Source organism: Rhodoferax sp. GW822-FHT02A01, from assembly GCF_038784515.1.
GTDB lineage: Bacteria > Pseudomonadota > Gammaproteobacteria > Burkholderiales > Burkholderiaceae_C > Allorhodoferax.
Genome location: NZ_CP152376.1, coordinates 3208408 through 3222224 on the forward strand (window position 1 = coordinate 3208408; position 13817 = coordinate 3222224).

16 protein-coding genes are annotated in these 13817 nt (G+C 61.5%); 8 read left to right on the forward strand and 8 right to left on the reverse strand.

What is annotated here, in order from left to right:
• Position 1: 1 nt before the first annotated feature.
• Together AAGF34_RS15010 and AAGF34_RS15015 are read right to left on the reverse strand one after the other, a co-directional pair.
• Positions 2–529: a cell division protein FtsI gene (locus AAGF34_RS15010; protein ID WP_342616528.1), complete on the reverse strand. Its 528-nt coding sequence runs from the start codon at positions 527–529 to the stop codon at positions 2–4.
• 46 nt (positions 530–575) lie between these two features.
• Positions 576–959 (reverse strand): hypothetical protein, encoded by a 384-nt coding sequence (locus AAGF34_RS15015; protein ID WP_342616529.1) that lies wholly within the window; start codon positions 957–959, stop codon positions 576–578.
• A gap of 343 nt (positions 960–1302) precedes the next feature.
• Here AAGF34_RS15015 and AAGF34_RS15020 point away from each other — a divergent pair, with 343 nt between their 5' ends.
• Positions 1303–1500, forward strand: a complete 198-nt coding sequence (locus AAGF34_RS15020; protein WP_342616530.1) for a hypothetical protein — start codon at positions 1303–1305, stop codon at positions 1498–1500.
• A gap of 15 nt (positions 1501–1515) precedes the next feature.
• Here the strand turns inward: AAGF34_RS15020 and AAGF34_RS15025 are convergent, their stop codons facing one another.
• Complete coding sequence (locus AAGF34_RS15025) at positions 1516–2433, reverse strand: YicC/YloC family endoribonuclease (protein WP_342616531.1); 918 nt, start codon at positions 2431–2433, stop codon at positions 1516–1518.
• A gap of 78 nt (positions 2434–2511) precedes the next feature.
• Here AAGF34_RS15025 and AAGF34_RS15030 point away from each other — a divergent pair, with 78 nt between their 5' ends.
• From AAGF34_RS15030 to AAGF34_RS15055, 6 genes are read left to right on the forward strand one after another with little or no spacing between them, the layout of a single operon-like run.
• Entirely contained in the window at positions 2512–3513 is a 1002-nt protein-coding gene (locus AAGF34_RS15030; protein ID WP_342616532.1) for a serine/threonine-protein kinase, read from the forward strand.
• Positions 3510–4424 (forward strand): PP2C family serine/threonine-protein phosphatase, encoded by a 915-nt coding sequence (locus AAGF34_RS15035; protein WP_342616533.1) that lies wholly within the window; start codon positions 3510–3512, stop codon positions 4422–4424. The genes AAGF34_RS15030 and AAGF34_RS15035 overlap by 4 nt, the downstream gene beginning before the upstream one ends.
• A 39-nt stretch (positions 4425–4463) precedes the next feature.
• Complete coding sequence (rph, locus tag AAGF34_RS15040) at positions 4464–5192, forward strand: ribonuclease PH (protein ID WP_342616534.1); 729 nt, start codon at positions 4464–4466, stop codon at positions 5190–5192.
• A 20-nt stretch (positions 5193–5212) separates the two neighbouring features.
• Positions 5213–5827, forward strand: a complete 615-nt coding sequence (gene rdgB / locus AAGF34_RS15045; protein ID WP_342616535.1) for an RdgB/HAM1 family non-canonical purine NTP pyrophosphatase — start codon at positions 5213–5215, stop codon at positions 5825–5827.
• Between the two features lie 5 nt (positions 5828–5832).
• On the forward strand, positions 5833–7077 hold the full coding sequence (gene hemW, locus AAGF34_RS15050; RefSeq protein WP_342621105.1) for a radical SAM family heme chaperone HemW: 1245 nt from the start codon (positions 5833–5835) through the stop codon (positions 7075–7077).
• Positions 7078–7125: 48 nt separating this feature from the next.
• On the forward strand, positions 7126–7812 hold the full coding sequence (locus AAGF34_RS15055) for a CBS domain-containing protein (RefSeq protein WP_342616536.1): 687 nt from the start codon (positions 7126–7128) through the stop codon (positions 7810–7812).
• Positions 7813–7819: 7 nt separating this feature from the next.
• On the opposite strand, the gene AAGF34_RS15060 is transcribed toward AAGF34_RS15055, so the two are convergent.
• The 4 genes from AAGF34_RS15060 to gspF form a co-directional block, all read right to left on the reverse strand.
• A complete protein-coding gene (locus AAGF34_RS15060) occupies positions 7820–8521 on the reverse strand; it encodes a type 1 glutamine amidotransferase (RefSeq protein ID WP_342616537.1) in 702 nt (233 codons plus the stop codon).
• A 16-nt stretch (positions 8522–8537) separates the two neighbouring features.
• A complete protein-coding gene (locus AAGF34_RS15065) occupies positions 8538–9776 on the reverse strand; it encodes a DUF3443 family protein (protein ID WP_342616538.1) in 1239 nt (412 codons plus the stop codon).
• A 10-nt stretch (positions 9777–9786) separates the two neighbouring features.
• Positions 9787–10239 (reverse strand): DUF2844 domain-containing protein, encoded by a 453-nt coding sequence (locus tag AAGF34_RS15070; protein ID WP_342616539.1) that lies wholly within the window; start codon positions 10237–10239, stop codon positions 9787–9789.
• A 77-nt stretch (positions 10240–10316) separates the two neighbouring features.
• A complete protein-coding gene (gene gspF, locus AAGF34_RS15075; protein WP_342616540.1) occupies positions 10317–11546 on the reverse strand; it encodes a type II secretion system inner membrane protein GspF in 1230 nt (409 codons plus the stop codon).
• 87 nt (positions 11547–11633) lie between these two features.
• Here gspF and AAGF34_RS15080 point away from each other — a divergent pair, with 87 nt between their 5' ends.
• Positions 11634–12401: a heparan-alpha-glucosaminide N-acetyltransferase gene (locus AAGF34_RS15080; RefSeq protein WP_342616541.1), complete on the forward strand. Its 768-nt coding sequence runs from the start codon at positions 11634–11636 to the stop codon at positions 12399–12401.
• Between the two features lie 11 nt (positions 12402–12412).
• On the opposite strand, the gene AAGF34_RS15085 is transcribed toward AAGF34_RS15080, so the two are convergent.
• The gene (locus AAGF34_RS15085) at positions 12413–13807 is read right to left on the reverse strand and encodes an ATPase, T2SS/T4P/T4SS family (protein ID WP_342616542.1); all 1395 of its coding nucleotides are present in this window, start codon (positions 13805–13807) and stop codon (positions 12413–12415) included.
• Between the last annotated feature and the right edge of the window lie 10 nt (positions 13808–13817).

The window sequence follows — 13817 nt, forward strand, 5'->3', positions numbered from 1 at the left end:
TTCAAAAACCAGTGATGAGCGCGGTGACTACAGGCCCCAATTTGTCCTGGGTGGTCGCCCATTTACTGGTTAAGAAGCTGGAGTCCAGGATGTAGTTGCTGCTCGACAGGACCATTCCGGCCGACGTCTGCAATGTGAGGGCCGCGTTGCTGATGTACGGTCTGAAGTCATCGCTGGATGGAGGCGTTCCCCATTCAACCAGCGCGCTGTACTTCAGCCAGATGCTGCACTTGGTTGTCACCGTGGACGTCTCGTACAGACGACTCTCGATGTTGAGATGGCGAAGTGCAGACTGAAGGGCTGGCACTATGTCGGCGACCTGCGTCTGAGGGTTGTATTCAATACAAAGCTCCGAGAAGGGCGCGTGGTAGTGATACACCGTGTTTTTTGCCTCACCCGGCCGACTCATGATCGCAGTGCTGCTCGCCGACCCGGCCGCCTTGATCAGTTCCCACGTGGGTATGGGACTGATGATGGAGCACGCGGTCTGGCTGATGCAAAGCGCGGACAAGGCGAATATCTTGTACATGGTTTGGCCAGGTAATCCGGTTGGTTGGGAGACTCCTTCTGGCTGCTCAAACCTTCTCGTTGATGCTGCTCGCGGTGTCTGAAGAGCCCATGCCAAGGTAGGCGGCTGTGCTGCTGGCTGCATTGCTGATGGATTTGCCCATGGACGAAAACGCGTCGCTGACTGAAGTCGCAGCCTTGGACACACCGTCTTCCACATACTGCACACCTTCTTCCACCGTGTCCTTGACCGAAGTGGCGGCGCTGCTGATGGAGTTCCCCAGCTTGGCCATGCTTTCTTCGCTGAACTTGACGATGGAACTACTCGTGTCGGCGGCAGTGTCCACTGCCGTGGTGGAAGCATTTGCTACGTCGGACGCTGCAGTCCTGGCGGTGGTTGCGATGCTGGAAGGAACCGTTGTGAGGGATGAAACGGAACTGATGCTGCTCATACTATTCTCCTGGAAAGGTGGTTAATGGATGTATGAATAGTAGATAGATGCCTTCAGGCCAATATCGCCATCAAACCAGGAAAGCGCCGCCAATAGAAAGTCACAAAAACCGATTTCTAAACGCGCTCGATATATATATTTTCAATGCCGAAATATTGAACTCGTTAGGGTGGAAAACAGAAATAGTGTCGATACACAGATACACATTAGATATATATCAACTGTGCAAAGTAGAAGACGAGATTTTTTGTGTCTTGCAATACTCCTGCCCATGGGTTGCATACCTTCCCATGAGAACAAGCAAGTACCAACACGAATCCGAGGGCCTACGCGGTAAGAAAATATGACAAAGAATCAGAAGAGTGAAATGCCACCGGCAAGAATTGCACTGCTGCACTGGACGGCCACAGCTTGCGTTATTTTTTTACTGCAAGGCTGTGCCGTAGTTGCAGTGGCGGACGCCGCGGTCACCGTGGTGGCGACCGGAGTCAAAGTGACTGCCAAGGCGGTGGGTGCTGCGGCTAGTGCCGTGATACCTTAGCTCCCACCAAAAAAATTACTCGATGTTCTGCACCTGCTCGCGCATCTGCTCGATCAGCACCTTCATGTCCACCGAGATGCGGGTGAGTTCCAGGGCCGATGACTTGGAGCCCAGGGTGTTGGCTTCGCGATGCAATTCCTGGATCAGGAAGTCCAGGCGCTTGCCGACTTCTCCGCCCTTTTTCAGCAGGCGCTCGATTTCATCCAGATGGGAGTCCAGACGGGTGATTTCCTCAGCCACATCAATGCGGATGGCAAAGGCGGTGGCTTCCGTCAGGGCGCGATCCAGTGCCGCTTCGGGTAGGTTGGCGCCGTCGGCAAGTGCCATGGCTTCCTTCCAGCGGTCCAAAAAGCGCTGACGCTGCTGTTCCACCAATTGCGGAACCAAGGGCGTGGCCTGCGCCGCCAGCGCGCGCAGCTGCACCAGGCGTTCGCTCAGCATGGCAGACAGTCGGGTGCCTTCACGTTGGCGCGCGGCCAGAAGCTCTTTCAAAACCTTTTCCGCCAGGGGGGTGACGGCTTGGCTCCAGTCACGGGTGCCACTTTGCTCGGCGGCGGCCAGGCGCAATACGTCGGCCACGCTCAGCGGCGTGGCCTGGGGTAGCCAGGAGCGCACGCTGTCCTGGGCGCTGTTGAGGCGCTGCAGCAGCTTGGGGCTGGGTTCGGTCACGCCGGTGGCATTGGCGGTTTCAATGGAGGCACGGACCTCCACCTTGCCCCGCTTGAGCTTGGCAATGATCAATTCGCGCAGGCTGGGCTCAAACTGGCGCAGGTCTTCCGGAAGACGGAAAGTCAGGTCCAGAAAACGGCTGTTGACCGACCGGATCTCAAGCCCCAGTTGGGCTGCGGGCGGAGTACGTACTTCGGAATCGGGTTGGCTGTTGGCTGTGCTGTGCTGGGCACTGGCATAGCCAGTCATGCTGTAAACTGGCATTGCGGGTTCTCGGGTCAATAGGGATGGCCCTGAGAATAACCTGATTTAGATCGCACCGACCAGCACAGCCAATCCTCCATGTCCAAGGTCAAGCCTTCACCACTGCCCCCCGATACGGTTGTAGGGGGTTACCGCATCGTGCGCAAAGTCGCCGCTGGCGGTTTTGGCCTGGTGTACCTGGCACTGGACTCCGAAGGCCAACAGGTGGCGATCAAGGAATATCTACCTTCCTCCCTGGCGGCGCGGGCGCCCGGCGAATTGCTGCCCCAGGTGCTGCCGGAGAAGCTCTCACTCTATCGCTTGGGCCTCAAGAGTTTTTTTGAGGAAGGCCGGTCGCTGGCGCAGATTTCCCACCCCTCGGTGGTGAGCGTGTTGAACTTTTTCCGTGAAAACGAAACCGTTTACATGGTGATGAACTACCTGGAAGGCAGTGCCTTGCAGGATTTCATCGTGACCGCGCGCGAACTCAAGCAAAGCAAGGTGTTCCGCGAATCCACCATCCGCTCCCTGTTTGATGAAATCCTGCGCGGACTGCGCATCGTGCACCAGCACAAGATGCTGCATCTGGACATCAAGCCGGCCAACATCTTCATCACCGACGACAACAAAGCGGTGCTGATTGATTTCGGTGCGGCACGCGAAGTGCTGAGCAAGGAAGGTAGCTTCATCCGTCCCATGTACACGCCGGGCTTCGCTGCTCCGGAAATGTATCGGCGCGACGCGGCCATGGGGCCCTGGACCGACATCTACGCCATCGGTGCCTGCATGTATGCCTGCATGCAGGGCTATCCGCCCAGCGAGGCGCCGCAGCGCCAGGATAAGGACCGGATTGCCATCGCCTTGGCGCGCCTGCGTGGCGTGTATTCCGACAACCTGATCGAAGTGGTGGAGTGGTGCATGGCTTTGGACCCGCTGTCGCGGCCCCAATCCGTGTTTGCCTTGCAAAAGGAGCTCAGCCGCGAAGGCGAGCGTCGTTACACCAAGCTCTCGGTGGCCGAAAAGGTGCGCATGCAATTTGACAACATGGTGGCTGAAACCAAGAAGTCGGCAGCGCCCGTTCCGGCGGGCAAACCCAAATGAAGTTTTCCGTTTTCCAGATCAGCCGCAAGGGCGGCCGTGAGAAGAATGAAGACCGCATGGGCTACTGCTACACCAATAGCTCGGGGCTGTTCCTGTTGGCCGATGGCATGGGCGGCCACCCCGAAGGCGAAGTGGCGGCACAGCTCGCCTTGCAAACCATTTCAGCGCTCTATCAGAAGGAAGCCAAACCCGAACTGCATGACGTCAAGGCATTCCTGAACACCGCTGTGATGGCTGCGCACCGCCAGATCTTGCGCTATGCGGTGGACGGTGGCCTGAGCGATACGCCCCGTACCACCCTGGTCGTGGCGGTGGTGCAGGGCGGAATGGCGCATTGGGCCCATTGCGGCGATTCCCGCCTGTACTTCGTGCGCGAAGGAGAGCTTCTGGCCCGCACCCGGGATCACTCCTATCTGGAGCAGCAGCGCGACTCCAAGCGGCCCCCGTCGTCCAAGGATGTCAATCGCAACGTTCTCTTCACCTGTCTGGGCTCTCCCACCAAGCCGGTGTTCGATATTGCCGGCCCGGTTCCGCTGCAGCAAGGTGACAAGATCCTGCTGTGTTCCGATGGGCTGTGGGGCAGTCTGGAAGATCCGGAAATCGTTCTGCATCTGGGACAAAAAGCCGTTTCCGTGGCGGCGCCGGAGCTGGTTGAACGCGCCCTGATCAAGGCCGGCGCCAGCAGTGACAACGTCACCCTGATTGCCATGGAGTGGGAAACGCCCGATGTGTTCGAAACCACCCGCGGCGACATCAGCACCCAGAACATGGACGACGACATGTTTGCCTCTACCGTGCAGGCCGCCTGGCTGGATTCCGAGGCAGAAGAACTGGACGACGAAGCCATTGAGCGTTCGATTGCCGAGATCAACGCGGCCATACGCCGCACCGCCTTTTCCCGCAAGCACTGAGTGCTGTGCGGTCCCCTTTGAGTTAAAAGAGAAAATTCCATGACCGCCTTTACGCGCACATCCCTCCGTGCGGCCGACGCCTTGCGCCCGGTACGCATCACTCGCGGCTACACCATCCACGCCGAAGGATCGGTGCTGATCGAGTTTGGCGCCACCAAGGTGCTGTGCACCGCATCGGTCGAAGAAAAGGTGCCTCCGCACAAGCGTGGCAGCGGCGAAGGCTGGGTCACTGCCGAATACGGCATGCTGCCCCGCTCCACCCACACCCGCAGCGACCGTGAGGCGGCGCGCGGCAAGCAAAGCGGTCGCACCCAGGAAATCCAGCGCCTCATAGGCCGCTCCCTGCGCGCCGTGTTTGACCTCAAACTGCTGGGCGAGCGCACCATTCAGCTCGATTGCGATGTGCTGCAGGCCGATGGGGGCACCCGCACAGCCGCCATCACCGGCGCTTTCGTGGCTGCTCAGGACGCCGTCAACGGATTGCTGGCAGCGGGCAAGATCAGCCAGAGCCCCATCATCGCGCCCGTGGCGGCCATCTCCGTGGGCATTGTGCAAGGCACGCCCCTGCTGGATCTGGAGTACGTGGAAGACTCTGCATGTGACACCGACATGAACGTGGTCATGACCGGCGCCGGGCATTTTGTGGAAGTGCAGGGCACTGCCGAAGGCGTTGCCTTCAGCCGTACGGAAATGAATGCCCTGCTGGACCTGGCCGAAAAAGGCATCACTGAGCTGATGGCGCTGCAGCAGCAGGCGCTGGCTGCCTGAGCAGACGCATCGGACTGCCCATGAAAATCGTCCTGGCCTCCAACAACAAGGGCAAGCTGGTCGAGCTGCAGGCGCTGTTCGGTCCCTTGGGCTGCACATTGATCACCCAGAGTGAGTTGGGCGTACCCGAAGCACCCGAGCCACATCGCACCTTTGTGGAAAACGCGCTGGCCAAGGCCCGCAATGCGGCTCACCACACCGGCTTGCCGGCGCTGGCCGACGATGCCGGGCTGTGCGTGGATGCACTGGGTGGATTGCCCGGCGTGGACACCGCGTACTACGCCACCCAGTTCGGTTACCCCAAGGGCGACGACAACAACGTCATCGCCCTGTTGAAGCAGATGCGCGGCGTGGAAAACCGTCGCGCCGCCCTGGTCAGCACATTGGTAGCGGTGCGATCGGAGAACGATCCTGAGCCGCTGATCGCTATGGGCCGCGCCCGTGGCCTGCTGACGCAGGAGCCCATGGGGAGCAACGGCTTTGGCTTCGATCCGGTGATGTGGATTCCGGAGTTCGGCCAGACCTTTGCCCAGCTGGCGCCGGAGGTGAAGAACGCCAACAGCCACCGCGGCCGCGCTGCGCGCGCCATGGTCCAGTTGATGCGTGAACAATGGCTGGGCCAGGACGCGGCTTGAAGATCGTGCCCGTCATTCCCGTCACTCCGCACGAGCCACAGCAGGAGGCGGTGGCGCAGCATGACATCCAGCACTACATGCGCCCCGGCGGCCTGCAGCTGTCGTCCCTGCCACCTTTGAGCCTCTATATCCATCTGCCCTGGTGCCTGAAAAAGTGCCCGTACTGCGATTTCAATTCGCACGCGGTGCAAGGCGACGGACTGCCCGAACAGCGCTACCTGTATGCCCTGGTGGCCGATCTGGATGCGGCGCTGCCGCTGATCTGGGGCCGCCCGGTACACAGCATCTTCATCGGAGGTGGCACGCCCAGCCTGTTCTCGCCCGCATCCATAGACCGGTTGCTGGGCGACGTACGGGCACGGTTGCCATTGACGCCGGATTGCGAGATCACCATGGAGGCCAACCCCGGCACTTTCGAGAAGGACCGCTTCCGCGCCTTCCGCCAGGCCGGTGTCACGCGTCTGTCGATTGGTGTGCAGAGCTTTAACGACGCACACCTGAAGGCGCTGGGCCGCGTGCACGACAGCGCCCAGGCGCTGGCCGCTGTGGAAGAGGCGGCGCAGGCCTTTGACACCTTCAACCTGGACATCATGTATGCGCTGCCCGGGCAGACGCTGCAGCAGGTGGATGAAGACATTGCCCGGGCCTTGCAGTTCAAGCCGCCGCACATTTCGATCTACCACCTGACCATAGAGCCCAACACCTATTTCGCCAAGTACCCGCCGGCGGTGCCGGAGGATGATGCGGCTTACGCCATGTTGGATCTGATCACCGAACGCACCCAGACCGCCGGCTTGCAGCGTTACGAGGTGTCGGCGTATGCGCGAGATGGCCACCGTTGCTGGCACAACCTCAACTACTGGCAGTTTGGTGACTATCTGGGTATTGGCGCGGGCGCCCACAGCAAGATCAGCTTTGCCCACCGGGTCGTGCGCCAGGTGCGCTTTCGCGATCCGGCGCGCTACATGCAGCAGGCGTTGGCCGGAGCTGCGCTGGCGCAGGATGAGGAAGTGGCGCGCAACGACCTGGCGTTTGAATACATGCTCAACGCCTTGCGCCTGCGTCATGGATTTGGGTTGCGTGATTTCACCGAACGCACCGGCCTGTCTTCCAGCAGCATTGAAGCAGCACTGGTGGAGGCCGAGCGCAAGGGACTGATAGAGCGGGACTTCGCCCGCGTGCGGCCCACCGTGCGCGGCTTTGACTTTTTGAGTGACTTGCAGGAACTTTTCCTGTCCAATGCTTCCTAGTGCGCTGTCTGCCTGCACAGGGAGCTCACGGTGGAATAAGGGGCGTCTATGTTCTCGGTATATGGCAAGGCGGGGCGTCTGTTTCGCGGCTCCATGGAAGAGTTGCGCAGGATCGGCCCGACCGCAGCGCTGGGGCGAACCCAGAAAATTCTCGGCGTAGCCCGCGACGGCCAGGGCGATCCCGTGCCTGGCATGGTGTCGCCCAAGCTCGGAGGTGGGGCAGGCACACCGGCGCAGGACCTGGTGCACCGTGGTGCCATGGCCGCGTATGAGCAGGCCAGCAAGACCTTCATACCACGCCATCCTCTGACGTTGGTGCGCGACATCATGAATTCCGGCGCCATGACCCTGCGCGATGACGCCACCGTGGCCGGTGCCTGGAGCATGCTGGCAGAGCACCACCTGGGGCAGGCGCCGGTGGTGGATGCGCAGGGCACGCTGGTGGGGCTGCTCAGCCGTGCCGACCTGATGCGGTCCGATCGCTTGCCGGGGCCGCAAACCCACGCCTTGGTATGGCAGTCATTCCTGATGCAGAACGTGCAGGACATCATGTGGACACCGGTGCCCAGTGTGGCGCCGGAAACCGATATCCGCAGGCTCGCCAGGGTGTTGCTGGATACGGGGCTGCCGGGGTTGCCGGTGGTGGACGAGCAGGGGGCTGTGGTGGCCTTTGTTTCGCGCACCGACATCCTGCGTGCCGTGGTGTCCGATCCGCCGCTGGATCTGTGGAGCTGAAGGCGCCTTAGCGCTGCAGGCCCTGGGCCCAGCGGCTGTAGATGCGGTCGGCCGTACGCTGGCTGCGTTCCAGATCGGCTTGCAGCGTTTGCAGGATGGCGTCGGGCCTCTGCACACCGGGTGAGGTGCTGCGTTGCATCTCGCTCGCTCCCAGTTCCAGCCAGCATTGCAGCTTGGGCAGATCGACCTCGCAATGGAACTGCATGCCCAGATGCATGTCGTCCAGCACATAGGCCTGGTTGGCACAGTGCTGGCCCACCAGCAGGTGGGTCGCTCCCGGCGGAATGCTGAAGGACTCGCCATGCCACTGGAACAGTTGCACGGGCAGAGGCCCAAACCAGTCAGCTGCTTCCACATGCGCAGGGTCTAGCCGACTCCAACCGATTTCCAGGTTGGCCGATGCCTGCACCGTACCGCCCAACGCGCGGCTGAGCAACTGACCACCCAGGCAATGGCCTATCACCGGTTGCCGCAGTTGCACCGCTGCGCGCACCAAGCGCAACAGTTGCGGGTAATAGGGAAGTGCGTCATTGGCGCTCATGGGCCCGCCCAGCATGCACAGGCCGCTGAAACGGGAAAGATCTGCCGGCAGGGTATTGCCGTCAAACATGGCAAACACTTCAAAGCCTATGCCCTGGCCTTGCAGCCAGGTTGCAAAGTAGCTTGGGCCGTCGTGGATATCGTGCTGGACGATGGCAACCGGTTTCATGCGCGCAGAAAGCGAATCAGTTGGTGAATGCGTAGAACGGACCGGTCTGGGCTCCCACGGTTTTGCCTTCGACTACGGTATAGACGTAGCGTCCGAAGAAGAACGGCAAACCCCAGTCAAAGTATCCCGTCGCCAGAGTGCCGCCCAGGTTGTTGAAGGCGTAATTGCTTGCGCCGGAAGTAAACAGGCTGTCCGCGTTAGCGATGGAAAAATTCACCGAAGCCGAACCCAGCGTCGCAGACAGGGACAGAGACGATGGTGGGCAATAAAAGCCTGTGGCTGCGTAGGTGCAGGAGGTCGAGATGGATGCGTCGTCGAAATACAGCCCGTTGGAGCCACTGTCGATAAAGCTGTGGGTGAAATTTGAGCCTTTGTAGTTGGTAGTGAAGTAGCCGCTGTTGGCATTCACCGCAACCACATTGGCGCTTCCCAGCGAATTGTTGGATTGGGTGCCCACGCCGAAGATCAGGTATCCCTGCGCACTGGTATTCCCGGTGGAGGAGATTGTCGGCAACTGCACCACGACGCCATTGTTGTCGCTGGCGAACTGGGTGACCGGGTTCTGCACTTGCTGGTTGGTCGCTGGAATGAAGTAGCAAGCCGTGGTCGGACTGGCGCAATAGAAATAGTGTTGCCCATCATTGGCAAACAGACTCACTCCCAGAATGCCGTTGGCACTCAGCGCGGTCTGGTTGCCAGTTGCGGTGCCAGGCGGAACCATGACCGGGTTGCTGCTGCAGACGGAGCTCAGGCCAGCTGGCATGTTGGAATCCATCACCTGTACTGCCATCGAGGAAGCCGTCTTGTTGCCTATTCTGACGTCGGCATTTTTGATGGAACCCCAGGCTACCGAATTCAGAAATTGTGCGCATTCCGTTATCGTGGAACTGCCATTGATGGTCTGCGCCGGCAGACTCAATGCTGGCGCAGCACTGAGATTGCTGGAAAAGATGCGCAAGCCGGTGGAGCCGGTGTCCAGCAGCACATGGTCAATAGACTTGCAGGTTGTGGTGCCGGGAACGCACAGAGTGACAGTGACGTAGGGAATATTTACATTGCTTCCTGGTCCGGCTTCGACACTGACGATGGCCACATTGGAGTCACTAGCGCTGGCCGCACTGGGAGGCAGGCTGGCTGCCGATGTGGACGCCGAATTGCCCGAACCGCCGCCACCGCAACCAGTGAGCATCGCCAGGCACAACGCGGAACAGAAAACCAGACTGCGCAGGTGACCCAAAAAAGGTAGCAAGTTCATGTGAAGTCCGTCAGTGGATGCTCTGGGCGGAGAGCGCCGCAGGCAATTGCGCTGGCAAAAAGGCGCGTCCCATGAAAGAGCGCATCATGCCGCCGGACTCGATGACCAAGCTCGGCGTCTGCAGACGCACCCCCCGCTGCTGCTGCAGTACCGCTTGCTGGTAACTGGGGTAGGAAGCGCCGAGCAGGCGCTGGAAGTCCGGCAGTACCGGGCCTTCCCAGGCCACGGCGTAGACGTTGCCGGCCGCATCCACGTACTGGCGGATGATCAGACTGTTGGGGAGTGTTTGCGTGTATAGCGTGCCGCCTGCCAAGGACGTTTGCGCATTGGTCGCCGCGAAGGCTTGCTGGTCACTTTGTACCGAGGCCAGATTGCCGCCCAGTGCGGCCCATGAAGAGCCACTCATTAAAAGCAGCGCGGTGGTTGCCAGCCGGACGCGTGCGAAGCCACGGTAAGTGTGCATACATGTATTTAAAAGTTGTTCCCCCGCCTAAAGATTACCACTTTGTCACCAGTTTTGCGCTCCCTGTTAGTGACAAATTATTTCACCCACTGGTTCAACTGGATGATAGGCATGAGCACCGCCAGCACAATGAGCATGACCACCAGGCCCATGGCAACGATCAGCAGGGGCTCCAGCAAGGTGGCCAGGTGCATGGCGCGGCGCTGCACTTCGGTACTGAGCTGCTTGGCCGCACGGTCCAACATGGTGGGCAATTGGCCGGTCTGTTCACCCAGCCGGGCAAACATGGACAGCAGGCCGGGAAAACGCTTCTTCTGCGACAGGGCCGCCGCCAGGGGCGCGCCTTCGCGCACCAGCACCAGCGCATCCAGCGCGTCACGCTTGAGCGCCTGGTTGCTCAGCGTCTGGGCTGCGGCCTGCAGCGCCTGCAGAATGGGCACGCCTGCAGCACTCAGCATGGCCAGGGTGCTGGCAAAGCGGGCCGCGTTGTAGCCGCGCGCCAGTTTGCCCAGGATGGGCAGGTTGAGCCACCCCGCATCCCACTGTTCCCGCAGGCCGGGGTTCTTCAGCAGTTGCCAGAGCAGTGCCGCGGCGGCTAGCAAGAGCAACAACACCATCCAGCCATAGCCGCGCACAAAGTCACTGATGGCCATCATGGCCACGGTGAGAAAGGGCAGCGCATGCTTGCTGCCAGCAAACACATGGGCCACTTGGGGCACCACATAACCCACCAGAAACAGCACGATCAGCACTGCCACGGCCGAGACAATGGCCGGATAGAGTGCGGCACCTATCAGCTTGGATTTCAGGGCCTGGCGCTCCTCCAGATCTTCGGCCAGACGCGCCAGCACCAGCGCCAGGTGCCCGCTTTGTTCCCCGGCGCCGACCACCGCCACATAAATGTCGGCAAACTCGCGCGGATGCTGCTCCAGCGCCTTGGCAAAACTGCTACCTCCGTTGACCGAAGCGCGCAGTGACGCATTGAGGTTGCGATGCGCTTCGGTTTCCGCCTCTTCCGACAGGGAGCCCAGCGCCTGCTCCAGCGGCAGTCCGGAGCCGACCAGCTCGGCCAGTTGCCTTGTCCATATGGCCAGCGTGTTGCTGTTGAAGACGCTGGCGCGCCAACCGCGGCCTGCGAGTTCGCCGCCGGACTCCGACTGGGCCCGTCCGGCCAGCACCTGTACCGACAGCGGGATGAAAGACTGGGCGCGCAGCTGCGTGCGTGCCGACTTGGCACTGTCGGCCTCCAGAGTCCCTTTGCGGGTTTGCCCCTGGCCGTCCAGGGCGATAAAGGAGTAGGCGGGCATGGGGCAACCTTATCACGAAGATGCCGGTGCAGGCCACGCAGCGGCGATGCTCTGGAAGAGGGGCGGCGCCTCGGTGACAATGGCGCCATGCCCGTTTCAACCACGCCCCGTTTTGCCGCCATTGATGTGTTGCGGGGCCTTGCCATGGTGTGGATGACGGTGTTTCATTTCTGCTTTGACCTGCAGTATTTCGGCTACCTGCACACCAGCTTTTACGCCAATCCGTTGTGGACCGTGCAGCGTGCCACCATCGTCACACTGTTTGTCCTGTGCGCGGGACTGGGTCAGGCGGTTGCTGTCGAACAGGGACAGAGCTGGGCGCGCTTCTGGCGGCGCTGGTACCAGATCGCTGGGTGCGCGTTGCTGGTGAGTGTGGGCTCCTGGTTCATGTTTCCTGCCAGCTTCATCTACTTTGGCATCCTGCATGGCATGGCGCTGATGCTGTTGCTGGCGCGGCGCTCTGCCAGCGCGGGTGCTTGGCTGTTGCCGGTGGGTGTGGTGTCACTGGTGCTGCCGGCGTTGGCAGCCAAGGCGCATGCCGCCTGGCCCGCGCTGGATTTTCTGAATGAGCGCGGCTTCAACTGGCTGGGCCTGATCAGCCACAAGCCCATCACCGAGGATTACGCGCCGCTGTTTCCCTGGTTTGGCGTGATGTGTTTCGGACTGGTGCTGGGTCAATGGCTGTTGCGTCGTCATGCGCTCGCGCTGGAGCGGCTGGGTGCAACGCTGTTGCAAGGGCCGTTGCGGGCACCGGCGCGCGGCCTGGCTTTTCTGGGGCGCTGGAGTCTGAGCTACTACATGCTGCACCAGCCCGTGCTGCTGGCTGGCTTCACCTTGGTGGGCATGCTGCGCTGAATGCGCACACTCTAATCGCGCGTCACGCGAATTAGCTCTTCTGCGGATGTCACACCCGACTGCACCAGCCGTGCGCCGTCGTCGCGCATCAACACCATACCAGCCTGCAGCGCGGCTTCACGCAGTTCGGCATCGGACGCCTGGCGGTGGATCAAAGCGCGCTGGGTGTCATCGGTCACCAGCAGTTCAAAGATGCCGGTACGGCCCTGGTAGCCGGTCTGTGAACACTCGGCACATCCTGCGCCGTGGCAATAGGTGCAGAGCTTGCGCACCAGGCGCTGGGCCAGCACGCCCAGCAGGCTGGAGCTGAGCAGGAAGGGCTCCACGCCCATGTCGATCAGGCGGGTGACGGCGCTGGCGGCATCGTTGGTGTGCAGCGTGGCCAGTACCAGGTGGCCCGTCAGCGATGCCTGGATCGCGATGTGCGCGGTCTCGAAGTCGCGGATTTCGCCGATCATGATCACGTCCGGGTCCTGCCGCAGGATGGCGCGCAGGGCCTTGGCAAAGGTCAGGTCGATCTTGGCATTGACCTGGGTCTGTCCCACGCCGGCCAGTTCGTATTCGATCGGGTCTTCCACCGTCATGATGTTGCTGCGGCTGGCGTCCAGCCGGCTGAGCGCCGCATACAGCGTGGTGGTTTTGCCCGAGCCGGTAGGGCCGGTCACCAGGATGATGCCGTGGGGCTGGGCAATCAGACCCTCCATGCGCTGCAGCACGTCGCCCTGCATACCCACCGATTCCAGATCGAGCTTGCTCTGGCTCTTGTCCAGCAGACGCAACACGGCACGCTCGCCATGCGCGCTGGGCAGGGTGCTCACGCGCACGTCCATGGCGCGCGTGCCTATGCGCAGGGAGATGCGGCCATCCTGTGGCAGGCGCCGCTCGGCGATGTCCAGCTGCGCCATGATCTTCAGTCGCGAGATGAGCGCGGCGTGCAGGGCGCGGTTGGGTTGCACCACTTCGCGCAGGGTGCCATCGACGCGGAAGCGCACGCTGCTGTGGCGCTCGAAGGGCTCGATGTGGATGTCACTGGCGCCATCGCGTGCGGCTTGCGTCAGCAGCGCGTTGAGCATGCGGATGATGGGCGCGTCGCCAGCGCTCTCCAGCAGGTCTTCCACGGCGGGCAGCTCCTGCATCATGCGGGTCAGGTCGGCGTCGCTCTGCACTTCGCTGACCACTGAGGCAGCGCTGGACTCGCCTTGTGCATAGGCCGCGCTGATGCGCTGCTGCAGGGTGTCGGCGGACAGTAGCTCGACACGGTCCGCGCGGTACTTGCGCAGTGCTTCGCTGATGCCACCGGGCGATGTGGTGGCATGCACCCACAGGGTCAGCGTGTCGCCGTCCTGCTCCAGCAACAGCTGCTGGTTGCGTGCGAAGGCGTAGGGAAGGGGGTAGCGGGACGCCATGGGCTCAGGG

Bases quoted from the DNA above. Each gene is read 5' to 3' on its own strand.
- AAGF34_RS15080 (WP_342616541.1), top strand. From the start codon at position 11,634: ATGCCCGTTTCAACCACGCCCCGTTTTGCCGCCATTGATGTGTTGCGG.
- AAGF34_RS15030 (WP_342616532.1), top strand. From the start codon at position 2,512: ATGTCCAAGGTCAAGCCTTCACCACTGCCCCCCGATACGGTTGTAGGG.
- AAGF34_RS15035 (WP_342616533.1), top strand. From the start codon at position 3,510: ATGAAGTTTTCCGTTTTCCAGATCAGCCGCAAGGGCGGCCGTGAGAAG.
- AAGF34_RS15025 (WP_342616531.1), bottom strand. From the start codon at position 2,433: ATGCCAGTTTACAGCATGACTGGCTATGCCAGTGCCCAGCACAGCACA.
- AAGF34_RS15085 (WP_342616542.1), bottom strand. From the start codon at position 13,807: ATGGCGTCCCGCTACCCCCTTCCCTACGCCTTCGCACGCAACCAGCAG.
- AAGF34_RS15015 (WP_342616529.1), bottom strand. From the start codon at position 959: ATGAGCAGCATCAGTTCCGTTTCATCCCTCACAACGGTTCCTTCCAGC.
- rdgB (WP_342616535.1), top strand. From the start codon at position 5,213: ATGAAAATCGTCCTGGCCTCCAACAACAAGGGCAAGCTGGTCGAGCTG.
- AAGF34_RS15070 (WP_342616539.1), bottom strand. From the start codon at position 10,239: ATGCACACTTACCGTGGCTTCGCACGCGTCCGGCTGGCAACCACCGCG.
- gspF (WP_342616540.1), bottom strand. From the start codon at position 11,546: ATGCCCGCCTACTCCTTTATCGCCCTGGACGGCCAGGGGCAAACCCGC.
- rph (WP_342616534.1), top strand. From the start codon at position 4,464: ATGACCGCCTTTACGCGCACATCCCTCCGTGCGGCCGACGCCTTGCGC.
- AAGF34_RS15020 (WP_342616530.1), top strand. From the start codon at position 1,303: ATGACAAAGAATCAGAAGAGTGAAATGCCACCGGCAAGAATTGCACTG.
- AAGF34_RS15060 (WP_342616537.1), bottom strand. From the start codon at position 8,521: ATGAAACCGGTTGCCATCGTCCAGCACGATATCCACGACGGCCCAAGC.
- AAGF34_RS15065 (WP_342616538.1), bottom strand. From the start codon at position 9,776: ATGAACTTGCTACCTTTTTTGGGTCACCTGCGCAGTCTGGTTTTCTGT.
- AAGF34_RS15010 (WP_342616528.1), bottom strand. From the start codon at position 529: ATGTACAAGATATTCGCCTTGTCCGCGCTTTGCATCAGCCAGACCGCG.
- AAGF34_RS15055 (WP_342616536.1), top strand. From the start codon at position 7,126: ATGTTCTCGGTATATGGCAAGGCGGGGCGTCTGTTTCGCGGCTCCATG.